Below are 24,643 nucleotides of genomic sequence, written 5' to 3'. Positions count from 1 at the left end.
ATCAAAATTAGTAGATTCTACTAGTTTTGATGTTTTTTTGTTGAACAAATGACAGCCATCAAGTGCTAAAACAGATGGACTCATAAAACTGTTGAAAATTAAAGGAGTTTGGCACAACTAGAGGTTTCGTTCTTTTTTATAAAAAAACTAAGTGGGATTTCTAATAAATGTAAAATTATGGATAGGAAAAAAGCGGATAGGAAATGATTTTTTTCTTAAATCAAGTCAATTATTTGGCACATTATTCCTTTTTTTGCTATCTAAGTCGCCTTTTTTTTCACTGTAAATATAGATTACTAATTTTTAAAATGTTATACCGATTTTTTTATTGGTTATTTATTTGTCGTTATTAATGATAGCGAACTAGTTCTGTAGTTGTATTTTTATATTGAAATAAACGATGGTCTGTATGATCTTGCTTCATGACCTTCTGATTTAAAAGTTGAAGAAATTTGACGATCAAAAAAATTCACTTGAAATTAGTTATTTATTTTTCATATTTATATGCAAACATAAGCAAACCTTCATAATACTATTATTTTTTATTTTAAAAGTGAAAAAAATAGAAAAAAACGGAAAAAATTGGTGTTTATTCAATAAAAAACACTCTATTCTAATTATATATTTGAATTTATTTTAAATTAGGAGGGAAAAATGAAAAAGAAAAAAATTTATCAGGTATTGGTGATGGGGTTAGTTGTTGGTCAGGTTCTTACTAACGGGACAACATTTGCTTACGCAGCAACACTTGAAAGAAATCTTTTGGATGAGAGCCAGTTTTCAGATGAGCGTATGGATGCATTGAATGATCAGTATCAACCAGTTACTTATGTTTACCATAAAATAACGATAAATGAAGCGCCTAAAATTCCTAGTCAACTTCAAAATAAAGAGCTTGTTGAAACTCAAAATATAAATAAAAATGAAGTAAAACAGATCGTTTATCAAGTTCATCAGCAAATAAAACAGCAAATAAAACCAACTACACAGCAACAAATAAAACAACGAAGTTTGTCAAAAACGAACGAAAAGAACCTTTCTAGCCTCTGATTCGAAATGTTTGGAATAGGATTCAATGCTCTTGAAGACTATCAGGTCTTTTGGAAAAAGAGCAAAACTGAATAATTAGCATACTTCTAGTGTATTGAATTCATCTACTGGAAGTAATTAGGGAAAGGAATGGCGAAATGGATATCGTTCAGTTGCTAGATGAAAACTCAAAAATGAAAATTAAACTTTTGGAACTTATTCAGACAAAACTTGGTGAAAGAGTAGAAATCTCTTTTTTAGCGCAGAAAACAGGTATATCTAAATTTAAATTAAGTAAATTAATTCATGAGTTGAAAATGGAGCTAGAACAGAAATTATGCTTAAATGATTTTTTTGTCGTAAAGCGGGGCGTTATTCAAGTATATTCTTTTATTTGTGATGAGAACATTCTTAAATTACGTCAGCACTATTTAAATAGTTCACTAACTTATCAGCTGCTTATTTTCCTGCTGTTTTCAAACCGACCGATTAATAAATTTACGACCGATCATTACATTTCAAATTCTTCTTTATATCTTTATAAAAAACGAATCAATAAATTGTTAGAAAAAGATCATCTCATTATTAAGAAAAATAAGATAGTAGGGAATGAATGGAAGATTCGCTCGGTAGGGTATGGCATTCTCCATAATTTGAATGGGATTGATTCCCCTTTTACTGAGCAACAAAAAAACCAAAGTGATCGGCTTGTATTTTGGATCGAACAATTTTTTAGAATTAGAATCCGTAATAGTTTACGTTATAAATTATCTTTATTTCTATCAATCAGTGCGCTTCGGATTCAGAGAAAAGCGTATTTGGATGAAGCACATCTGACGATCAAAGTTGATCAGACCTCAATATTGGTTCAAAAACTTGCAGGAAAATTAAAGACAGAGTACCAAATATCAGATACAGTAGCAGTAAAAGAAGCTTCAGTCTTGTATGCCTATTTATATGTTAATCGGATCATTGATAAGAAGTCTTGTCTAGATTTTTCTGAACTAGATCCGACACTGTCAATTTTTAACAATAATTATTCAAGTATGCTAAAAGGTATTGCTGATTCAACTTTTGTTGATCAACGTCTGTTTAAAGTGTTATTGAAAAATGTGCAACCGATACATGAACGGTTGTTATTTATGCCCGATATCCATCATCGTTTTGGAAATATCCATAATTTTCAATTTTTAAGAGAAGAATATCCTTTATTTGATCAGAAAGTCAATGAAACCATTATGGAAACAGCTCGTTCTATTTTACTTAATGAAGAAGAAAAAGCAGATTTATACATGTACTATATGATGGAATTGATTGAAAATTTTCCCTTAGAAGCAGTTGAAGAAGCTGTTTATATTACGTTGGATTTTTCTTATGGAAAAGCGTATGAAGAGTTTATTGCAGAACATCTCCAATATTCCTTAGCTGGAAAAATAGTCATTGAAAAAGTTATTTCTTCGAAAACGGATATCTATATTTCTGACTTTCATTTAGGAAACCTTCAATGTACCCATATCTTATGGCAACGATTGCCCAACAATCATAATTGGCAAGAACTAATTAAACAAATTAAACAATGCATCAGCGAAAAAAATGTCGTAAATCAAAAGGAAACGTCCAATGTTTCCTCTACCAGCTAGTCTTTTTTCTTTTACCTGCCTATAATGTGACAGAGATTCATTCAATAGCTTTATCGGAATGTTATTGTTATGTTTAGAAGTAATGTATTTGCTAACTAGAAAAATAAAAAAACACCTGAAATCAAACGCTCATTTCAGGTGTTTTTTTATAGAGAAAACCTTGGGCACGAAGGGAGAACATCTCGAAATAGAAATAGCTATTCTCACGACTGTCAGTATTCACGACTTATTCTTTTTCACGAGAAACGATGGTTTGTTCTGTTTCACGTATGATATAAACGGGGCGTTGTTTGGTTTCAAGGAAAATTTTACCAATGTATTTGCCAATGATCCCTAGGCATAGTAATTGGATACCGCCGATAAATAAAAAGATCGATACCATTGAAGGCCAGCCGGCTGTCGGGTCACCAAATAATAAGGCTCGTGCAATGATAAATAAAATAGCAATTCCCGAACCAATACAAGAAAGAGCGCCAGTGAAAGAGGCGATCGTTAGTGGTGCATCTGAAAAATTGACGATTCCATCAATCGAATAATTGAATAATTTCCAAAAGGACCAAGAGGTTTCACCAGCCACTCGTTCACGGTTTTCAAAGGAAAGATACTCTGTTTTGAAACCGACCCAACTAAATAATCCTTTTGAAAAACGATTGTACTCGGTTAACTCTAAAACAGCATCAACCATCTGTCGAGTCATCAAGCGGAAATCTCTTGCACCATCTACCATTTCTGTGTCACTGATTTTATTGATCAACTGATAGAACCGTTTAGCGAAGAAACTCCGAATCACTGGTTCTCCTTCTCTTGTTGAGCGTCTCGTTCCTACGCAATCAATGTCAGTTGTCGTGATTTTTTCAATCATGAGTGGTAGTAATTCTGGAGGATCTTGTAAATCAACGTCCATTACTGTGATTAGCTCCCCGGTCGAAGCTTGTAAACCCGCATAGAGGGCAGCTTCTTTTCCGAAATTTCGAGAAAAAGAAACGAATCTCACATATTCATATTTTCTCGCTAATGCTTTAATAGCTTGTAGCGTACCATCTGAGGAGCCATCATCAATAAACAAGTATTCAAACTCGTGTCCGTCTTTGAATTTTTCTACTTCATCGAAAAAAAGCGGTACAGTCTTTTCTTCGTTATAGCAAGGGACAACAATTGATATTTTCATATGATAAATCCTTTCAAGCAAATATTATTTGTTCGAACAGAATAGTAAATAAACTGTATTTTCTGTTACTTAAGTAATTATCATTTTTAGTTTATCATTAAGCTGACACTTAATAAAACTTTAAATTGCATTTTTAGCCAAAATAATACAAGATAAATAAAATAGTAGAACGGTAGAGGAGGGCAAGTCTAGTTCATTCAGGATTAGACGATGAAAATGAAAATAAATACGCCAATTGGAGAATTATGGTTAGATGCAGATCAGAATGGGTTGACGAAGGTTTCGTTTCATCCGATTGAAGAAATGGCGGTAAATGGTGCACAGGATCAAGGAAAGAAACAAGAAATCCTACTTGAAACAGAACGTCAATTGGCTGAGTACTTTGAGGGCAACCGGCAGGACTTTCAACTTCCGTTATCAATAAACACAGGCACGATTTTTCAACAAAAGGTTTGGCAAGCATTGCAAGAGATTCCTTATGGAGAAATACGCACATATAAAAAAATAGCAGAAACCATTGATCATCCCAAAGCGGTCCGAGCAATCGGACAAGCGAATCGCATGAATCCATTACCAATCGTGATTCCATGTCATCGAGTGATTGGACAAAACGGTCAATTAACCGGTTATATGGGAAATTCGGAAGCTGGCTTGTTGATCAAACGTCAACTACTTGTATTAGAAAAAGCACTATCTGAATAAAAAGAACTGGAATCATTGAACTAAAAACCACCCCTTCGCCCTGAAATAGAAATGACTATTTTGGGGCGAAGGGGTGGTTTTAAGTCTGGGGATTTTATGAAGCCAACAAAGGCAGACCGCTTATACCAGTGGAATCCGGTAGTTATAGTGTTGTTAACCAAATGAATAGCAGCGCAGCAACAGTTTGCAGTAAACCAACTGCTAGACCATAAGATAAGAATCGAGGTCCTTCTTTCATGAATTTAGCGAAATCTAAACGTAAACCAATTGCGGCTAAAGCAGTGATTTCAAACCAATTACTAATAAAGTGAGCCCCTTTGTCGATAAAAGTTGGGAGCGTAAATAGGCTGTTGAGCAAGCAGAAAACTAAAAAGCCTAAAACATACCATGGTAATGGGAATCTTCTTTTCTTGGGACTGTCAGACGAAATCGTTTCAGCAGAAGCTGTCTTTTTTTGGATAAATTTTTCAAATAAATAGACAACAGCAACTAACATCATGATCCTTAAAATTTTAAAGAGCATGGCAAATTGAACAACTGAAGCATCAAGCAAACTGGCGCCAGCGACTACTTGTCCAACAGATTGAAGTGTTCCACCTAAAAGGGCACTTTTTTCAATTAAGTGATCTCCGTATAAGTGTAAGCCAAGAAAAGGTAAAGAAAGCATCATGATCGTTCCTAATAAATTAACTAATGTAATGATCTGTCCTTTTTCTTCCTCTTCAGCATGGATCACTGGAGCGATCGCTGCAATAGCCGAAGAACCGCAAACAGCATTTCCTCCTGCCATCATCAAGGAAGCTGTATCACTAAATAACAATTTCTTGCCGATCCAATAGGCACCGACGATCGTCACACTCATTTGCAACAAGACGAAGGCAATCCCTTTAATGCCGATTTGAGCAATCGTTTGAGCCGTAACCGTTGCTCCCAATAAGAAAACGGAGCATTCCAATAATTTGCTTTCAGCGAATTTTGTTCCAATGGCTAAAGAAGGTTGTTTGAAAAAAGTATTACCTAACAAGATCCCTAATAAAATGGCGATCGTGGCAGCACCAAGCTGTGGGAGCAACAATGCGAGAAGTTTGCTCATGACTGCTACTGAAAAAGCAAGAAGTAATCCAGGTAAGATTCTTCGTGAGCCTTGATTTTTAAATTGATTAATGGTTACTTGTAGATTCATGTTCTAAAAATTCCTTTCATTATCTGTGCGCATGTTTCAGAGTTGAAAAACGGGTACTCGTATTTAGAGGACGACGACTCTGAACTCAAGAATATCCTTGATAATAGTAGCACTATTCGTTTTGATTGACAAAGTTTAAAAACGCAAAAAATCTTCTGCCTTTTTCTAAATTTGAAAAAGACAGAAGAATAACATCTTAATTAAATTTCTTTAGGGACATATTTATTTGTGTTTCCATGTTCTTTGAACAAGAAGCGGATATAATGACCTAATACATAAAGCACCATTCCAGTAGCGATTACTAATTCAACCAGTTTCAAGATCGTTAAAAAGCCAGTAGCGATCCCTAATGAATGAAAGTAATTTACAGCACAAAACATAGCAGTTGCAGAAATAACTAGTGGAAAGGTAAAAGCAGCGTAGCTTGGATAAAAATGTAGTTTAAGTAATCGTGGTAAAAGAGATAGCACGATAAAATATAAAGTTTGCGAAAGGATAAATAAGGCAACGACTAAATAAAAGGAAGGTTGCGCAAAATTTTTCAAATAGCCAGTTAAACAAAGCGATCCCGGAGCTGCAACGATCGTGATCAATGGTAGTGTAGGATGTGCCATGTTTTTCACGAAAAATACCCGATGGATGATGATTGGCAATAAGAAAACGTAACAAGCTAGAGATAACCAAAAGAATAGTTGGCCAATGAATGGGAAAAAGTTTCCAGCAGTTACTGTAATTACCCCGAAACCAACATAAATAATGAACCAACTTGGATAAATGACTTCCAGTGATAAGTCTGCTTTGATTACATGATGGTAAGTAAAGTAAACAACTAAAATCACTTGTAGCAGGACAGCGCCAAGCCAGATGATCCGAACGATTGGTAAGAGGTGCGTAAATGGTACAAAGTAAGTACAAATAACCATTAATGACATCGTAAAAGTCGGTGAAACCGAGGCAATGATTGGATCGTGTAATGTTTGTCTCGTATGTTCAAATAATAGGAACAATTTGCTAAACATTAGGATCATGAGAATCATACTAATCCCACCAATGATATTCCCTAGATGAATCCAATGATATTCTTTAAACAGATTACCTAGCGAAGCTAAACCTAGAATGAGCCCACAAATCGGGACAGGAATAAGTTTTAAAAAATTCTTCATTAATTGAATTCTCCTTTTCATAAGATGAGTGTGTCGTCTAAAGCTCAGAACAAAATGATCAGTCAGGTGGAAAGGTTGATAGTAGGTTGCATAAATAATTATGAATGACTATTTATTGGGAAATAAACAAATCGGTAGCCCTGACTGATCATTAAGAATACAAGTAACGATCTTTTTATGTCTGAGCGAGATCGAAACATTCGTTGCTTTTCAATCTCATATATTGTGCGTTACATTTACTATTATAGTCATTTCATGATATATTTAAATCAAATAGTTGATATAGTTACTATAATAAATAATTATGGAAGTGATCGCATGCTGAAATTGTTAACAACTTTTCGTGTCGTATACGAAACAAGAAATTTTTCTCGAACAGCCGAATTACTTTTCTTATCTCAACCTGCTGTTTCAAATCAAATCAAACAGCTGGAAAGAGAATTAGGAGTGATTCTCTTTGAGCGAAATGGTCGGAAAGAAATGAAGCCGACAAAACAAGCAGATCTACTCTACGAACGAGCGTTAGTTTTATTAGAAGAGTGGCAAGAAACACAACAACAATTACTAGATGAACAAAATGAAGAAGAAGTTTGCCGAATCGTTGCTTCTCACACTTTTGCCGTCTATCTGTTACCAAAATTGTTGAAAGATTTGCTTTTGAAATATCCTAAAATTAATTTTGTGATTGCCTATGCCAATTCTCATGATGCGTTGGAACAAGTAGCAAAACACGAGGCTGACTTTGGTTTTATCGAAAAACCTTTAGAAACTTCTGGTGTTCAAAGGTTTTCATTGATGGAGGATGAACTAGTGATTGCGGGGGATCCTGACAGTCAGTTATGGTTAGTTCGAGAAACAACTTCTGGAGTTTTTCATTATACGCAACGGTATTTTGAAGAAAAAAATATCCATGGGAAAAAGTTGTTAGTAAAAAGCAACGAAGTCATTGCCGCTCTTTTAAAGGAAGGAGTAGGACGTTCGATTTTATCAAAACGTGCAGTGCCACCAGAAGTACCAACCGAGAAATTAGCGTATCATCGAAATTTTTATTTGATCCAGCGAACAAATTTAGTTTCAGAGAATTTACAAGCGATTGGTAAAGAGATCTTGAGATATAATGAACGCTATCAAAAATGATTCGTCAGAACGTTATCTGTTATCTCGATGATGGGTCTAACTGAAGAGTAGCAAGGCAGATGATTAGATAAGAATAATTTTAAGTTTTCCCAAATGTATTTGCTTTGGCTTTCAATTATGCCGCTAGACCGCTATAATATAGAACAGTATGGTTTTTAAGAAAAGGGATGAAACATGGAAAAAAAAATAAAAGCTTCTAATAATAATCGTGATAATCGCATTGATTATGGCGTCATATTACCAGTCTTCTTATTATGTTTGATTGGATTGCTTTCTTTATATGTCGCGCTGAGTCATGACCCTAACCACCCTTCGGTAGTAAGAGGTGTTGGGATGCAAGCGATTTGGTATATCGTGGGCTCAATTGCTATTGTCGTGATTATGCATTTGAATTCCAAATGGATCTGGAAATTAACACCTTATCTCTATGGTTTTGGTCTAATTGTAATGGGACTCTTGTTAAAGTTTTATGACCGCAACCTCGCCCAGTCGACCGGTTCCAAAAACTGGTTTAGTTTTGGTTCCTTGACGTTTCAGCCAGCAGAGTTAATGAAAATTGCTTATATTTTAATGATGGCGTTGATCGTGACAAAACATAATACTCAGATGAAGGAACGAACGCTCAAATCAGATTTTTGGTTGATCGCCAAGATGTTGATTGTGACGCTCCCGGTTTTAGCCTTGATTATGGCACAAGATGATTTTGGGACCATGCTGGTATTCTTAGCAATTTTTGGTGGAGTTTTCTTAATGTCTGGTATCTCTTGGCGCATTATCGTGCCCGTAATTGCTTTGGCAGTGATTGTCGGTGCTGGGACGATCTTTTTAGTTACCACAGAAGGCGGAAGAGATTTATTATATAAAATCGGGTTTAAATCTTACCAGTTTGCTCGTATCGATTCTTGGCTTGATCCATTCCATGACACGACTGGGATGAGCTATCAGCCAGCACAAGGGTTGCTCGCAATAGGAACTGGTGGATTATTAGGTAAAGGATTCAATGTAAGTAATATCTATGTACCTGTTCGTGAATCAGATATGATTTTCACCGTGATTGGTGAGAATTTTGGGTTTATCGGTGGCGCATTCGTCATCTTCTTGTATTTTATTTTGATTTATCGTATGATTCGTGTCTGCTTTGATACGAACAATGAATTTTATGCTTATATCGCCAGCGGCTTGATCATGATGCTCTTGTTCCATGTATTTGAAAATATTGGTGCTAATATTGGACTCTTACCATTAACAGGGATTCCCCTGCCATTCATTAGTCAAGGTGGGTCATCGATCCTTGGAAATATGATTGGTATCGGTTTGATATTATCCATGAGGTATCAAAATGAGGCGCCTGCGAAAACTTCTAGGAGGTAACACTGTTGTATCGTTTTTATTGGTATCCGAAATGTTCCACTTGCAAAAAAGCGAAAGCTTGGTTGGATGCGCATCATGTTGATTATCAAGTAATTGATATGATTGCTAGTCCACCATCGGAAGAAATGATCACAGACTGGTTGGAACATAATGAGATTCCATTACGTCGTCTGTTCAATACGAGTGGCATGAAGTATCGGGAAATGGGGCTAAAAGACCAAGTGGCTGATTTTTCGATCAATGAAGCTAGTCGCATTCTTTCAAGTGATGGGATGTTGATCAAACGTCCCCTGATCGTCAAAGGCAAACAACTCGTCGCAATCGGTTTTAATGAAAAAATATACGAAGGAGTATTGATATAAAATGGCTGGGAAACACTTGAAGAAAAAAGATAACCTTTGGATCTTATTTAATGGGAAAGAATATTGTGTCGGTTTAACCAATGAAGCACAAAAAGAATTAGGTGATATCACATTTGCCAATTTGCCAAAAGCTGGTCAGTCTTATCAAAGCGGGGAGCCTTTGATCGAAGTGGAAGCTGAAAAAGCGGTCAGTGAATTTGCTAGCCCGTTAAGCGGTACGGTTTCTTCCGTGAATGAAAAAATCAATGAAGATATCAATGTCTTAAATGATCAAGATGAAATGAATGCTTGGCTTTTAAGCTTTAAAGAAGTCGATCCAACAGAATTTGAGAAATTATAAGAGTTAGCAATTTTCAGAAAATTTTAAAGAAGTAACCGGTAAAATGTTGACACGTTATTTTCCAACTGCTATAATCAGAACAATCATAAATAAAGCTTTGAAAAGAAGAGTACATGTCACAGACGTTCAAAGAGAGCCCTGATTGCTGAAAAAGGGTAACGGAAATGAGATGGAAGATGGTCTTAGAGCAGAGTAGGTGAGCCTTGCAAACTTACTACGGGGGTGCCCGTTACAGCACAACGGTATACGGGCATGATTATGATGAAAGAACGATGACCCAAGTACTGGTAAAGGTTGTTATTGTGAGATAGCAGCAAATCAAGGTGGTAACACGGAAGTTTCAGCTTTCGTCCTTTTGCTAAAGCAAGGGGGCGGAAGCTTTTTTGTTTCCTACTTGATCTCCATGTAAAAAATAAAAGAAAGATGTGAGCGATATGTCATTGATCCAATTAACCAATGTTGAGAAAACATTTGGTGGTAAAAATGGAACGATCCAAGCGGTAAATGATGTTTCATTAACTGTTGAAAAGGGTGATATTTACGGCATCGTTGGCTATTCTGGAGCAGGTAAAAGTACACTTGTCCGTTTATTGAATGGATTAGAGCTACCTACTAGCGGAACGGTTGTTGTGAATGACCAAGAAATTACCAAACTAAAAAATAAAGACCTAAGAACATTTCGTAAAAAAATCGGTATGATTTTCCAACATTTCAATTTGTTATGGTCACGGACAGTTTTAGAAAATATCCAACTACCATTAGAATTAGCAGGCGTACCTAAAGCTCAACGTAAAGAACGGGCAGAAGAATTACTTGGATTAGTCGGATTAGAAGGTAGAGGAAATGCCTATCCTTCTCAACTTTCAGGAGGACAAAAACAAAGAGTTGGGATAGCTCGAGCGTTGGCAAATGAACCTGAGATCTTACTTTGTGACGAAGCAACCAGTGCGCTAGATCCACAAACCACTGAAGAAGTATTGGATCTTTTATTAGCTATCAATAAGAAATTACATTTAACGATCGTATTGATCACGCACGAAATGAACGTGATTCGTAAAATCTGTAACAAGGTAGCTGTGATGGAACGAGGAAAAGTTGTGGAAGAAGGCGATGTTTTGACAGTCTTCAAAAATCCAAAACAAGAAGTAACAAAACGTTTCGTGCAACAAGATATCGAACCAGAAGCAGACTCAAAAGAATTATTGGCTGAATTGATCAAAGAAAATCCAAAAGGTCGATTAGTGACATTAGTGTTCAACGAAAAAAATGCTAACGAGCCAGTCATCTCTCAAGCCATTCGTCAGTATAACGTCGACATCAATGTCGTTTACGGTAAAATCAAACAAACAGCAGAAGGTTCTTTTGGTTCCTTAACGACACTGATGACTGGGTCAGAGAACGAATTGGATCAAGCAGAGCGGTTTATTAAAGAACAAGGTGTTGGAGTGGAGGTGATCCACCGTGGATAAAAGCTTTGCAGAAACGTATTTAGATTTTAGTCAAATCAACATGGAAACGATGAAACAAGCATTCATCGATACGCTGTATATGACGTTGGTGTCCATGGTATTAGTGACCATCATTGGTTTGGTACTAGGTTTGATCCTGTATTCGATTGGACGGAAAAATAAACCTTATGCACGAATCATTTATGGCATTGTTTCGATTATTAGTAATATCTTTCGATCTACACCATTTATGATCTTGATGGTCTTGATCATTCCATTCACGAAAGCAATCGTCGGAACCATGTTAGGGGCGCAAGCTGCTATTCCTGCCTTGGTACTTTCAGCTGCCCCATTTTATGCTCGTCTAGTTGAAATTGCTTTTCGTGAAGTTAGTCCTGGAGTTTTAGAAGCGGCGGATGCGATGGGTGCCAGCTACTGGGAAATTATTTGGAAAGTCTTGATACCAGAAAGCGTGCCTGCGCTGATCTCCGGATTGACAGTTACTACCATTTCGATGATCGGCTTTACTGCGATGGCGGGTGCGATCGGAGCTGGTGGTTTGGGAGGTCTTGCTTGGCAAGAAGGTTACCAACGTGGTAATCTGACCGTGACATTTGTGGCAACGTTAGTGATACTAGTCATTGTATTTATTGTTCAAGGAATCGGGGACTTTTTAACAAAGAAAACAGATAAAAGATAAGAAGAAATAGGAGGATAAAGGATATGAAAAAGAAAATTTTTGGATTTGCAGCAGCGGTCTTGCTGACTGTAGGGTTAGCAGCTTGTGGCAATAATAGCGATAGTAAAGGTGCTTCATCAAAAAGTGACGATACAACTTTAAAAGTAGGCGCATCACCAACACCTCATGCAGAAATCTTGGAACACGTCCAACCGCTATTGAAAGACGAAGGCATTAATTTAGAGATCGTGAAATTCGATGACTACATTTTACCAAATCAATCTTTAGCAGAAGGCGATATCGATGCCAATTATTTTCAACATATTCCTTATCTAAATAAAGAAATCAAAGAAAAAGGCTATGATTTTGTCAATGCGGGTGCTGTCCATATTGAACCAATGGGCTTGTACTCAAAGAAAATCAAAGACATTGCTGATTTAAAAGACGGCGCAACAGTGATTACTTCAAATTCAGAATCTGACTGGGGACGAATCATCACTATTTTACAAAATGCTGGCTTAGTTAAGGTAAAAGATGGCGTAGATCTAGAAACAGCTACGTTTGATGACATCGCTGAAAACCCTAAAAACTTAAAATTCAATCATTCGATTGATCCTTCTTTGTTAGCTTCTACTTATCAAAATGATGAAGGTGACTTAGTAGCGATCAATGCAAACTTTGCTTATGGTGCTGGTTTGAATCCATTGAAAGATTCTGTCTTATTAGAAGAAGACAACTCACCATATGTGAATATCATTGCCACACGTAAAGGTGATGAAAATAGCGAAAAAATCAAAAAATTACTTGAAGTCTTACACCGTGAAGACGTTCAAAAATGGATCGAAGACAAATGGGGCGGTTCAGTCAAACCTGTCGCAGCTGATGCTAAATAAGCACTTCAAAAAATAGAGTTGAACAAAATCAAATGTTAATCTAAAAAATAATCAAGTCATCAAAAACATCAAAGTTAGTTGATTTTACTAGCTTTGATGTTTTTTTGTAGAGTGGATAGTGAATAAATTAGCTATGTAACCAATAGAGAACTCTCTTTATTATGGCATTTTTCAAGAAGCATTTATTAAGAACAGGTAAGCGGTAATCAAGAGATGCGTACTGACATCATTCTGCAAGCCAACGTTTACCTATCGTTTTACATAAAACAAAACAACATAACCAGTGATCTATGAATACTAAAAACAGAAGTTTCTTTATAAATATTATTATCTAGTAATATTGATTTAATGATAACTCGTGAAAAAAGTTTTGATTTTAGTGGGTTATAACATTGCGCTCTATTCTCAATTAGTCTAAAATAAGTGAGAACGAAACAGAATCTGGAGGGAATTTGCATGTCTGTCTTAGAAATAAAAAATTTACACGTCTCAATTGAAGAGAAAGAAATTCTTAAAGGCGTAAACTTAACGATGAAAACAGGCGAGATCCATGCCATTATGGGACCAAATGGAACAGGGAAATCGACGCTGTCAGCCGCTATTATGGGGAATCCAAACTATGAAGTCACTGAAGGCGAGATCCTATTTGACGGAAAAAATATCTTAGATTTAGAGGTCGATGAACGGGCACGTCTAGGATTATTTTTAGCGATGCAATACCCAAGCGAAATTCCTGGGATCACGAATGCAGAATTTATGCGTGCAGCGATCAATGCCAAACGTGATGAAGACGATAAAATGTCTGTTTTGACTTTCTTGAAAAAATTAGATGAAAAAATGGCGCTGTTAAATATGCCAGAAGAAATGGCCGAACGTTACTTGAATGAAGGCTTTTCTGGTGGCGAAAAGAAACGAAATGAAATCTTACAATTATTGATGTTAGAACCAACTTTTGCCATTTTAGATGAAATTGATTCTGGGTTAGATATCGATGCATTGAAAGTCGTAGCAAAAGGGGTCAATGAAATGCGTAGCGAAAACTTTGGCGCATTGATCATCACCCACTACCAACGATTATTGAATTATATCACTCCTGATGTCGTCCACATCATGATGGAAGGACGTGTCGTGATGACTGGGAATGCAGATCTAGCGAAACGACTTGAAGCAGAAGGGTATGCTGGCATCAGCAAAGAACTAGGAATTGACTATAAAGAAGAAGAAGCGTAAGGAGGAGCGGAAAATGAAAGAAACGAACTGGCTCGACCAACTTGACGCAGTTACCAATTTTTCTTTAAGCAAAGGGGAACCTGAATGGATGACCCAATTACGTCAAGCAGCGTTAGAAAAAGCCAATCAATTACCACTTCCTCAGATCGATCGTGTAAAATTCCATCGCTGGCCATTATTCGATATCCATGAGTTCACAGACCACTTTAGTGAGACAGGAAATGTAGCTGGGTTTGACGTAATGAAAGATAACCCTGTGTTGGTGCAAGAAGGAACAAGTACGATCTTTGAACAATTACCAGTGGAACTCATGGAAAAAGGCGTGATCTTTACAGATATCTTCACAGCGCTCCAAGAGCATCCAGATTTAATCAAACCATACTATATGGAAAAAGCAGTGAAAATGGATGAAGATCAATTGACCGCTTTACATGCTGCTTTCATGAACAGCGGAGTGTTTTTATATGTTCCTAAAAATGTCGTGATCAATGAGCCAATTGAGAGCTTATTCATCCAAGATGGCAACTTAGCACAGCATTTCTTTAAACATGTCTTGATCGTCGCAGAGGAACATAGTGAGTTCTCTTACTTGGAACGATTCCAAACGACTAAAGAGAAAATCCAAAAAGCTTCTGGTAATATCATTGTCGAAGTAATCGCTAAAGCTGGAGCAAAAATCAAATATTCAGCTGTCGATCAATTAGGAGAAAATATCACTTCTTATATCAATCGTCGAGGTCATATTTTACGTGATGCTTCTGTAGATTGGGCAATCGGCGTGATGAATGATGGACATGTAATTGCTGATTTTGATTCTGATTTAGTTGGCGAAGGCGCCCATGCAGAAGTGAAAATCGTTGCCATTAGCTCAGGAAAACAAATCCAAGGAATTGATACGCGTGTCACGAACAAAGCGCCTCATACGATCGGACATATCTTACAACATGGTGTGATCCGAGAAAAAGGGACGTTGACTTTCAACGGGATCGGACATATCTTAAAAGGCGCAAAAGGAGCCGATGCCCAACAAGAAAGTCGAGTATTGATGCTTTCAGATAAAGCAAGAGGAGATGCCAATCCGATCTTACTCATTGATGAAAATGAAGTCACTGCAGGACATGCTGCCAGTGTTGGTCGGGTCGATCCTGAAGAAATGTATTATTTGATGAGCCGTGGTCTTCATAAAGAAGAAGCAGAACGATTGGTTATTCGAGGCTTCCTTGGCTCTGTGTTAACAGCAATTCCAGTAGAAGCAGTCCGAAAAGAGTTAGTGGAGGTTATTGAAGGGAAGTTGAATGTATGATTCTGAAAGAAACCATTCGCGAAGATTTTCCAATATTATTTCAAGAAGTCAATGATGAACCGCTCGTTTATTTAGACAATGCAGCCACTACGCAAAAGCCAACAGCAGTAATTGAAGCAATAAAAAAATACTACGAACAAGATAATGCCAATGTGCATCGAGGAGTCCATACCTTAGCCGAACGAGCAACATTTGCCTATGAAGGCGCTAGGGAAAAGGTCAGAAAGTTTATCCATGCAGCTGAAACTGCTGAAGTCCTATTTACTCGTGGCACTACTACGAGTTTGAACTGGGTCGCTCGCAGCTTTGGTGAACAGTTTCTGCAAGCAGGGGATGAAATCTTAATTTCTTACATGGAACACCATTCCAATGTCATTCCTTGGCAACAATTAGCCAAAAAGACAGGAGCAACATTAAAATATATTGACTTGACTACCGACGGATTTTTAGACATGACACAAGCAAAACAATTGATCACTAACAAAACAAAAATCGTATCGATTGCTCATGTTTCAAATGTCTTAGGTGTGATCAATCCCGTTAAAGAACTAGGAAAACTTGTCCATGAGCAAGGTGGGGTACTAGTTGTAGATGGCGCACAATCCGCTCCTCATATGCCAATCAACGTCCAAGAATTAGACTGTGATTTCTTTGCGTTTAGCGGACACAAAATGTGTGGACCGACTGGGATCGGAGTCTTATATGGCAAACGAAAATGGTTAGAACAAATGGAACCAGTCGAATTTGGTGGCGAAATGATCGACTTTGTCGACTTGTACGATAGTACTTGGAAAGAACTTCCATGGAAATTCGAAGCCGGCACACCTAATATCGCTGGAGCCATCGCACTAGGTCAAGCGATTGACTATCTCGAAAACGTTGGGTTGGACAATATCCATGATCATGAAAAAGAATTAATTGCCTATGTCTTACCTAAACTACAACAAATCGATGGGTTGACCATTTATGGACCACAAGATCCCGCTACTCGTACAGGAGTCATCGCCTTTAATCTAGATGGCTTACATCCTCATGATGTAGCTACTGCTTTAGATATGGAAGGTGTCGCTGTTCGTGCAGGGCATCATTGTGCCCAACCTTTATTGAACTATTTAGAAGTCTCGGCGACTGCACGAGCAAGCTTTTATTTTTATAATACGAAACAAGATGCAGATCGTTTAGTCGAAGCAATTCTTGCAACGAAGGAGTTTTTCCAACATGGCACTCTCTAAACTAGATAATCTCTATCGCCAGGTCATACTTGATCATTCTTCGCATCCTCATCATCGAGGTACATTGACTGAATCAACCAGTCGAATCGAACTGAATAATCCGACCTGTGGCGATGTCATCGAATTACAAGTCGAAGTTAAAGAAGGAATCATCAAAAATATCGCATTCAACGGTAACGGTTGTTCCATCAGTACAGCCAGTGCATCCATGATGACCGATGCTGTCATGGGAAAAACTGTTGAAGAAGCACAACAATTGATCACTGATTTCTCGCAATTAGTCCAAGGAAAAGAAGTCAAAGCCATCGACCAATTAGGCGATGCAGCAATGCTCAGTGGCGTAGCCAAATTTCCCGCAAGAATCAAATGTGCCACATTAGGCTGGAAAGCCTTAGAAAAAGCAATGGAAGAAAACGGCACTGCAACCTTCCATCACGTGCATCAGGAAGAGGAGTGAGAACATGGGTGTACCAGAATTAGAAGAATATAAATTTGGTTTTCACGATGATGTGGAACCAGTTTTCAGTACAGGAGAAGGCTTAACTGAAGAAGTCGTTCGAGAAATGTCTCGAATCAAAGGTGAACCTGAATGGATGTTAGAATTTCGTTTGAAATCCTTGGAAACATTCAATAAAATGCCCATGCAAAAATGGGGACCAGACCTGTCTGACATCGACTTTAATGCCATAAAATATTACCAAAAACCAAGTGATAAACCTGCCCGAGATTGGGAAGATGTACCTGATAAAATCAAAGAAACCTTTGAAAAAATCGGGATTCCTGAAGCAGAACGAGCATACCTCGCAGGTGCTTCTGCTCAATATGAATCAGAAGTCGTTTACCACAACATGAAAGACGAATTTGAAAAATTAGGGATCGTCTTCACCGATACTGATTCTGCATTGAAAGAATATCCTGAATTATTCAAAGAATACTTTTCCAAATTAGTACCACCCACTGACAACAAACTTGCTGCATTAAATTCAGCTGTTTGGTCAGGAGGAACATTTATTTATGTACCTAAAGGGGTAAAAGTCGACGTTCCATTACAAACATACTTTAGGATCAATGCCGAAAATACCGGACAATTCGAACGAACATTGATCATCGTTGACGAAGGAGCCAGCATCCATTATGTCGAAGGCTGTACAGCACCAACGTATTCAAGTAACAGTCTTCATGCAGCAATCGTTGAAATCTTCACCCGAAAAGACGCCTATTGTCGCTATACCACGATCCAAAACTGGTCAGACAATGTCTATAACTTAGTAACCAAAAGAGCCAAAGCTTACGAAGGTGCCACAGTCGAATGGATCGACGGCAACCTAGGAGCTAAAACAACGATGAAATATCCAAGTGTTTACCTAGACGGCAAAGGTGCGCGTGGCACGATGCTTTCCATTGCATTTGCTGGCGCAAACCAAATCCAAGATACTGGGGCGAAAATGATCCATAACGCACCAAACACTTCAAGCTCCATCGTCTCCAAATCAATCTCAAAAGACGGTGGCGAAGTCAACTATCGAGGACAAGTAACCTTCGCTAAAAACAGCGCCGGTTCTATCTCTCACATTGAATGCGACACGATCATCATGGACGAATACTCCAAATCCGATACGATCCCATTCAACGAGATCCACAACAGCCAAGTCTCTTTGGAACACGAAGCTAAAGTCTCAAAAATCTCAGAAGAACAACTCTACTATCTTATGAGCCGAGGCCTAACCGAATCCGAAGCCACTGAAATGATCGTCATGGGCTTCGTCGAACCATTCACCAAAGAACTCCCAATGGAATACGCAGTCGAACTCAACCGTTTGATCAGTTATGAGATGGAAGGTTCCGTGGGTTAAATGAATACCATAAGCTAGAAATACCTTTTTAGGGTGTTTCTAGCTTTTTTGTTAGTTCAGTCATCTTTGCAAAGAAGATAGCTTTAAAAGTTAAATGCTATAGAAAAAATGAAATATTTTATCAAATATTTGCAAGATAAAATAAAAAATTAAATGAAATAAGTTGAAAAAAGAAGAAAATAATTGAGGGAAATATGCTAACATGAACAAAAAGTATCCATATAACTTAATATTTCTGAATTCTACGAGAAAGTCACTTAATACGAACTAGTATCAACTTATGTTAATCATTTATATAAACGTAATTTGATAGCATATACAGTTATTTAATAGTAAAGATTTGATTCAATAGTTTTAATACCGAATTAGTTAATTAAGATAAGCAACAGCTCTAATCTAAATTTATAATGATGTTTCGTTCCTTAACTAGATAAAAGAATGGAGAGTATCTTTCATGGAAAAAAATGTAGATCTCGATAAATTAGTAGCTGATTCATATAGTTTAAGTAGCTGTCTTTCAGCATTAAGCCAGATGTCCTATGAACGATTGACATTAAATTCAATCAGTTTAGAAGATATTAATGAAATAAATGCAATTATTATTAGTATAAAATGTCTAGCAGAACAACATGCACAAGAGATGGAAGCATTTGAACTTGAAAAAATGGAATATGTTTCAAGTACAGTAGAAGAAGTTATCAAGAAAAGTTGAGTGGCTCTGAATTCCAGTTAAATCTTTTATTCCCAATAATCTAGAATAAGCATATAGTCTGAAATTGAGGTGGTATGATCTAAATGTTTTCCATATCTATGAATGGACAAGACAAAACGAATCAAATAATTGATTGGAAGCTCTGGGAAAAAGACAATAAACTAATGATAACTGTTTATTTCCCGTCAGGTAAATCGTTTTGGAAGCCATTAGATTTATGTAAAATTACACCACAAAAAGAGATACATGCAGGTCTTTTATCTAAAGAAGAAAATGTTTATCAACAAATAGATAAAGCCACTGAATACGGGAATAAGTATGTTGTTGTAAACTATCCAAATGACCAAAAAAAGTATGTCATGAAGTCAGAAAAAGTAAGTATTATTGCGAGTTCTGATTTGAAAAATGAGGATATATTTTCTTATTTTACTGAAATTGTCAAAGAGCGTGTTCGTAATGCTAGTCCATCAAATAAATCTATGGCCGAAAACATCAAGAGGCAATTGGAAAAAATCACTCCTTATAAAGGAACCGCGTTGCATTCGTATTGCTATGGTAAAAATGAGGCTAGAAATTCTTTGAAACATTTGATTTTTCCCTTTGGATTGAATGAGAGTCAATTAAAAGCTGTTGAAAATGCTTTTTCCTCTCAAATTAGTATTATTGAAGGTCCTCCTGGTACAGGAAAGACACAAACTATTTTAAATATCATTGCAAATATTTTAATAAATAAAAAATCTGTTGCAATTGTTTCAAATAACAACCCAGCAGTTGAAAATGTGTATGAGAAGATGGCTAAAAAAGAACTAGACTACCTTATTGCGAAATTAGGTTGTTCAACTAATAGGACAGAATTCTTTGCAGGGGTAAAAGAAGTTCCTCGTTATAATTCAAATTCTGCAGCTACTCCTATAAAGGAAATTGATGATATTTTAGCGAAGGTGAAAGCAAGTCTGGCTACACAAAATAAAGTAGCGCAATTGACCGCAGAAATCAGCGAGCTGCTTGTTGAGAAAAAGTACTTAGAAGAATGGCATGAAGAAAATACACTTGTAGAGTTAATGGATGTCGAAAGATACAAATTAAGTCCAGAGAAAACTTCTGATTTACTTGCATATATGAATTATCTTTCTCAAATAAAATTTTCTTTTAAAGAGAGATTCCGCTTATTGCTAGGGTTTAGAATATTTAGAACTAAGTTTTTAAATACTTATACTGAACGAATAAATTTTATTTATTCTCTACAATTTCATTATTATGAAAAAACGTTACAACAAAAAGAGCAGCAATTACAAAAATATAAGAACGATTTGAATAGGGATAATTTCGAAAAATTATTAGAAGAGTTAACGAATAAATCAATGCAATTTCTCAAGCAACAATTATCAAAATCAATTCCATCTAATTCAAATTTTACCGCAGATAGCTATAAAAAGGAGTTCAGTAATTTTATTAAACGTTTTCCAGTGATTGGCAGTAGTACACATTCGATTATTAATTCTATAGCAGAGGGAGCGATATTAGACTATATCATTATCGACGAAGCATCACAGCAAGATATCGTTCCGGGGATTTTGAGTCTGGGCTGTGCAAAGAATATTATTGTGGTGGGTGATCGCAAACAACTTCCTCACATACCTGAAAAGACAGAAATCAAGGCGCCTTCTAATGATTACGAATGTACAAAATATAGTTTACTGGATTCTTTTATCAATGTATTTAAAGAGAAAGTGCCGATTACTTTGCTGAAAGAGCACTATAGATGCCATCCTAAAATTATCCAATTTTGCAATCAGCAATTTTACAATAATCAATTAATTCCTATGACTATCGATGAAGGAGAAGCATCCATTGAACTAATTACCACATCTAAAGGAAATCATACAAGAAAACGAGCTAACTTGCGGGAAATTGAGTCTTTAGTAGAAGTTGGCTGGTCAGATGAGAAAGACATCGGATTTATTGCTCCTTATAACAATCAAGTGAATTTAGCAGGAAAGTATCTACCAGAAGAGTTTGCTAGAGCAACCATTCATAAATTTCAAGGAAGAGAATGTAAAGAGATTATTTTTTCAACAGTTTTGGATAAGAAAAAAAGCAGTCAAGCATCGATTGATTTTGTTGATAATCCGCATTTGGTGAATGTAGCTGTTTCTAGAGCCATCAATAAATTCACTTTAGTAACTGGTAATCAAGTGTTTACAAAGAATAATAAAAGTTTGGCAGCTTTAGTTAGATATATTAAGTACTATGCCTCTGATCAATACATCTATGATAGTCCAGTAATTTCTGCATTCGATTTATTATATAAGGAATATGATCGTTCTCTGGAAAAATTAAATACTCAATTAAATTTAAAGGACTCATATTTCAAATCTGAGCGGATTATGGCTGCCTTGTTGAGGGATATTTTAAGGACAGATGAATTTGCTTCTTTGACGTTTCATATGCAGATCAAGTTAATCCAACTTGTCTCCATTAAAAATAATTCATTTACTGATAGAGAGATAGAATTCATGAAGCAAAAATCGAGCTGTGATTTTGTCATTTATTATAAGATCGGCAAGATTCCGATTGGAGTGATTGAAGTGGATGGAAGTAGTCATGATGATAAGGTGCAGCAAGAACGTGACAGGCTTAAAAATATTATTTTAGAAAAAGCTGAAATTCCTTTGCTTAGGTTGAAGACAATTGAAGGAAATATCGAGAGAAAAACAAAAAAATTTTTAAACGAGTGTATGAATAAGAGTGGTGCCTAATTTGAAATGAGTAGTTGCTCAGTTTATAGGAAAGTTATTTATAAAGAAAATGTAATCGTTAGCAATATAAGACGAATCCGATTAGAGAAAGAAATTGGTCAATTCGAGGTTTTACGGTGTATCAAATAATAAAGACTTGTCAGCATTACTACAGTTGGAATTAAAAATCTTAAAAAATATAGAAAAGGAAAGAAATATGGAATATTACAAGAATACATTGGGTTATATAAGAAATAAATTTGATGTTCCTCGGGGAAGGAAATATTTGTATTAAAAAATAGGAATTAATATTTACAAATAAAGTGATGTAAGGAAATGAAAAAATGAAGCTTATACTATCTAAATGTAGAACAAATAATTTTTCTGAGGTTTCTAGGATACTTAATGAAAATGGTTATATACAAATAGGAGAAAGTAGAACTGAGCCAAAAAATAATTTAGAATTGTTTTTCTTCTTTGAGAGTCATGAAAAGAAACAGATAGAATGGCTTTCTGAATTATTACGTTTCTTTAATGTTGGTAAAGCAGACTATAAAGAGCATAATATTATAGATGATACTTTATATCAATATAATGCAGTTATTATACTAAAAACTCCGAATAACTTATATGCACATTCGTTAAGTCAAGGATTTAGAGTTCTTGAAAAGTTTATTGACGAAGAATTTGGCTTGAAGTTTGCTGAAAAGACCATCAAAAATGAGCATATTACTTTAAAAAATGTGAGTTATATTCAAAAAAATAAAATGAAAGGTATCACTAATTATAAGAAAGATCAAGGAGAATTTCCTAAAGCAAGTGAAAGCTATGCTTATATAAGTGGAAAACCAGATTTTAGTTTTTATGGAAATTCTATTGACTGTGGAACTGGTGTATCTTTTCCGAAAAATTTTGATATAAATAGTAAAGAAGGATTTGATCAATTATCTGAATTATTAAAAAATGTAGATAAAGCTTTAACTTTAAAAGAAAATAAATCGATTTTACCTAGAAAGAAAAGGATTGCGAAAAGTTCTCAATTATCAGGATCATTGGATGAAGAAGTTATAGAAAGAATAGTAAATGATGTCAATGAAATTGGTATAGCTTTGGACGTGAGTAAAATACACTTAGTAAATAATTCGATTAATATATATTCGGAGAATAACCATTTAGAGATATATGTTAGTAAGCATTTGAAAGAAACGAAAGAAGAGATAGAACCTTACGACAGTTCTATACTGGAATACATTCGTAAATACAATGAAAAAATAACTTCTTTAACAGATCTGAAAATTAGAGTGACTAATCATGAACATCATGTAATTGAAAATCGTCTATTAAAAGAATGGATTTATTGTGAATTAGAATATAATAATATGTTATATACTTTGGATTCAGGATTTTGGGGATACTTTAACGATAAATTTTCAGAGTTATTAAAAAAACAATTAGAAGAGATAAATAGAGTTATTGAGTATAATGAAGAGTTTAATATATACTATTCTTCTGGTGAAGGAAGGCTAAAAGGAGAAGGTGGGTATATTGAAAAACTAAGTGAGAATAAAAATTATATAAAGTTACATCAAAGAAACATTAATTACAACGGAGTTCCAATAGAAATAGCAGATGTATACAAAAAGGATACCAAGGAGTTAATAGCAATCAAAAGAGGAATGGATACATCAAATAGTATGTATAGCTTTGAGCAATCTATATTATCACTTCAATTATTAAGAAATATTACTGAGTTTAATGTAGAAGAAGAGTTATTAAAATATAATGATAGAAAAGCATCTACAGATGAAGATAAAGGTAAATTTCCTCATATTCAGAAAAAAAATATTGAGAAAATTTTAAATTCTAGGATTTCCTCAGTGTTGTGGTTACAAAGTACAAAAAAATATGTAAAGATGACAGAAGAAAAGAAATTTGACTTCAATCAAATAGGTTCAATTCTATTAAAATTAAAGATTGTTGATTGGTATAGTTCAATATTAGAAAATAATTTCACACCAAAAATTTATATGGGGAAAGACCTTCAAGTTAATAAAAAAGATCAATTTTAGTAGACTTTTACATTAAGTATTGTTCCTAATAACATATCTAAAATGACCAGATTTTGATCATTTTAATTTGATAACCATTAACTCGTTAAACTACTATATGGACTCTTAATTACTTGATTTGATGGTTAATGAGACTGATTGAGAAGGTATTTTTAATGTGGAATAATCTGCAAAAATTAAAATTTTTTAGCTAGAAATATCTAATGGCAGGTTTTACTGGCTTTTTTTACTCTTTATTTAAAAAATATGAATGATACAAAATCAAATCTGGATCAAAAAGGACCATCATTCTAGCTCAGTTCTTATTTGAATTTTGTTAAATTTTTATCTATTAATTTTAGCATTTTTTTGTTGAAATCATTTATAGAGCATATCGTCCTCTCAGTTGGTT

21 protein-coding genes and 1 other annotated feature are annotated in these 24,643 nt (G+C 35.5%); of the genes, 18 read left to right on the top strand and 3 right to left on the bottom strand.

What is annotated here, in order from left to right; genetic code table 11:
- The first annotated feature begins 654 nt into the window (after positions 1-654).
- Positions 655-1,050, top strand: coding sequence for a hypothetical protein (locus tag AB3I12_RS07010; protein WP_063626596.1), 396 nt, complete (start codon positions 655-657; stop codon positions 1,048-1,050).
- Positions 1,051-1,187: 137 nt separating this feature from the next.
- On the top strand, positions 1,188-2,669 hold the full coding sequence (locus AB3I12_RS07005) for a helix-turn-helix domain-containing protein (protein ID WP_053765904.1): 1,482 nt from the start codon (positions 1,188-1,190) through the stop codon (positions 2,667-2,669).
- Between the two features lie 226 nt (positions 2,670-2,895).
- Here AB3I12_RS07005 and AB3I12_RS07000 read toward each other — a convergent pair whose 3' ends face one another.
- The gene (locus AB3I12_RS07000) at positions 2,896-3,837 is read right to left on the bottom strand and encodes a glycosyltransferase family 2 protein (protein WP_034699620.1); all 942 of its coding nucleotides are present in this window, start codon (positions 3,835-3,837) and stop codon (positions 2,896-2,898) included.
- 216 nt (positions 3,838-4,053) lie between these two features.
- Here AB3I12_RS07000 and AB3I12_RS06995 point away from each other — a divergent pair, with 216 nt between their 5' ends.
- The gene (locus AB3I12_RS06995; RefSeq protein WP_063627689.1) at positions 4,054-4,539 is read left to right on the top strand and encodes a methylated-DNA--[protein]-cysteine S-methyltransferase; all 486 of its coding nucleotides are present in this window, start codon (positions 4,054-4,056) and stop codon (positions 4,537-4,539) included.
- A 142-nt stretch (positions 4,540-4,681) separates the two neighbouring features.
- On the opposite strand, the gene AB3I12_RS06990 is transcribed toward AB3I12_RS06995, so the two are convergent.
- Entirely contained in the window at positions 4,682-5,722 is a 1,041-nt protein-coding gene (locus tag AB3I12_RS06990) for a YeiH family protein (protein WP_034866233.1), read from the bottom strand.
- 200 nt (positions 5,723-5,922) lie between these two features.
- Positions 5,923-6,885, bottom strand: a complete 963-nt coding sequence (locus tag AB3I12_RS06985) for a TDT family transporter (protein ID WP_010719986.1) — start codon at positions 6,883-6,885, stop codon at positions 5,923-5,925.
- Between the two features lie 318 nt (positions 6,886-7,203).
- On the opposite strand from AB3I12_RS06985, the gene AB3I12_RS06980 reads away from it, so the two are divergent.
- From AB3I12_RS06980 to AB3I12_RS06910, 15 genes are all read left to right on the top strand, one after another.
- On the top strand, positions 7,204-8,022 hold the full coding sequence (locus AB3I12_RS06980; protein WP_053765903.1) for a LysR family transcriptional regulator: 819 nt from the start codon (positions 7,204-7,206) through the stop codon (positions 8,020-8,022).
- Between the two features lie 174 nt (positions 8,023-8,196).
- Positions 8,197-9,393: an FtsW/RodA/SpoVE family cell cycle protein gene (locus AB3I12_RS06975; RefSeq protein WP_010719984.1), complete on the top strand. Its 1,197-nt coding sequence runs from the start codon at positions 8,197-8,199 to the stop codon at positions 9,391-9,393.
- Positions 9,394-9,398: 5 nt separating this feature from the next.
- Positions 9,399-9,755: an arsenate reductase family protein gene (locus AB3I12_RS06970; protein ID WP_010719983.1), complete on the top strand. Its 357-nt coding sequence runs from the start codon at positions 9,399-9,401 to the stop codon at positions 9,753-9,755.
- Position 9,756: 1 nt separating this feature from the next.
- Positions 9,757-10,095: a glycine cleavage system protein H gene (locus tag AB3I12_RS06965; RefSeq protein WP_034699629.1), complete on the top strand. Its 339-nt coding sequence runs from the start codon at positions 9,757-9,759 to the stop codon at positions 10,093-10,095.
- A gap of 88 nt (positions 10,096-10,183) precedes the next feature.
- Positions 10,184-10,453, top strand: a binding site (T-box leader).
- Between the two features lie 76 nt (positions 10,454-10,529).
- Positions 10,530-11,564, top strand: coding sequence for a methionine ABC transporter ATP-binding protein (locus AB3I12_RS06960; protein WP_063626597.1), 1,035 nt, complete (start codon positions 10,530-10,532; stop codon positions 11,562-11,564).
- Positions 11,557-12,243 (top strand): methionine ABC transporter permease, encoded by a 687-nt coding sequence (locus tag AB3I12_RS06955; RefSeq protein ID WP_010719980.1) that lies wholly within the window; start codon positions 11,557-11,559, stop codon positions 12,241-12,243. The genes AB3I12_RS06960 and AB3I12_RS06955 overlap by 8 nt, the downstream gene beginning before the upstream one ends.
- Positions 12,244-12,266: 23 nt before the next feature.
- A complete protein-coding gene (locus AB3I12_RS06950; protein WP_010738388.1) occupies positions 12,267-13,115 on the top strand; it encodes a MetQ/NlpA family ABC transporter substrate-binding protein in 849 nt (282 codons plus the stop codon).
- Positions 13,116-13,571: 456 nt separating this feature from the next.
- Positions 13,572-14,345 carry a Fe-S cluster assembly ATPase SufC gene (gene sufC / locus AB3I12_RS06945; protein WP_010738387.1) on the top strand — a complete coding sequence of 258 codons (774 nt, stop codon included), beginning with the start codon at positions 13,572-13,574 and terminating at the stop codon, positions 14,343-14,345.
- Positions 14,346-14,358: 13 nt separating this feature from the next.
- Entirely contained in the window at positions 14,359-15,648 is a 1,290-nt protein-coding gene (sufD, locus tag AB3I12_RS06940; protein ID WP_063626599.1) for a Fe-S cluster assembly protein SufD, read from the top strand.
- Positions 15,645-16,880, top strand: a complete 1,236-nt coding sequence (locus tag AB3I12_RS06935) for a cysteine desulfurase (protein ID WP_063626601.1) — start codon at positions 15,645-15,647, stop codon at positions 16,878-16,880. Before sufD ends, AB3I12_RS06935 begins: the two co-directional genes overlap by 4 nt.
- On the top strand, positions 16,867-17,337 hold the full coding sequence (gene sufU, locus AB3I12_RS06930; RefSeq protein ID WP_063626603.1) for a Fe-S cluster assembly sulfur transfer protein SufU: 471 nt from the start codon (positions 16,867-16,869) through the stop codon (positions 17,335-17,337). The genes AB3I12_RS06935 and sufU overlap by 14 nt, the downstream gene beginning before the upstream one ends.
- 4 nt (positions 17,338-17,341) lie before the next feature.
- On the top strand, positions 17,342-18,733 hold the full coding sequence (gene sufB, locus AB3I12_RS06925; protein WP_010719974.1) for a Fe-S cluster assembly protein SufB: 1,392 nt from the start codon (positions 17,342-17,344) through the stop codon (positions 18,731-18,733).
- Positions 18,734-19,187: 454 nt separating this feature from the next.
- Complete coding sequence (locus tag AB3I12_RS06920) at positions 19,188-19,445, top strand: hypothetical protein (RefSeq protein WP_063626604.1); 258 nt, start codon at positions 19,188-19,190, stop codon at positions 19,443-19,445.
- A gap of 83 nt (positions 19,446-19,528) precedes the next feature.
- A complete protein-coding gene (locus AB3I12_RS06915) occupies positions 19,529-22,204 on the top strand; it encodes an AAA domain-containing protein (protein ID WP_063626606.1) in 2,676 nt (891 codons plus the stop codon).
- A 323-nt stretch (positions 22,205-22,527) separates the two neighbouring features.
- Positions 22,528-24,252, top strand: a complete 1,725-nt coding sequence (locus AB3I12_RS06910; RefSeq protein ID WP_010738374.1) for a DUF6119 family protein — start codon at positions 22,528-22,530, stop codon at positions 24,250-24,252.
- Positions 24,253-24,643: the final 391 nt, after the last annotated feature.

Source organism: Enterococcus sp. C65, from assembly GCF_040887165.1.
GTDB lineage: Bacteria > Bacillota > Bacilli > Lactobacillales > Enterococcaceae > Enterococcus_B > Enterococcus_B hirae.
The sequence above is the reverse complement of the archived record's forward strand: the minus strand, read 5'-3'. Positions and strand labels throughout refer to the sequence as shown.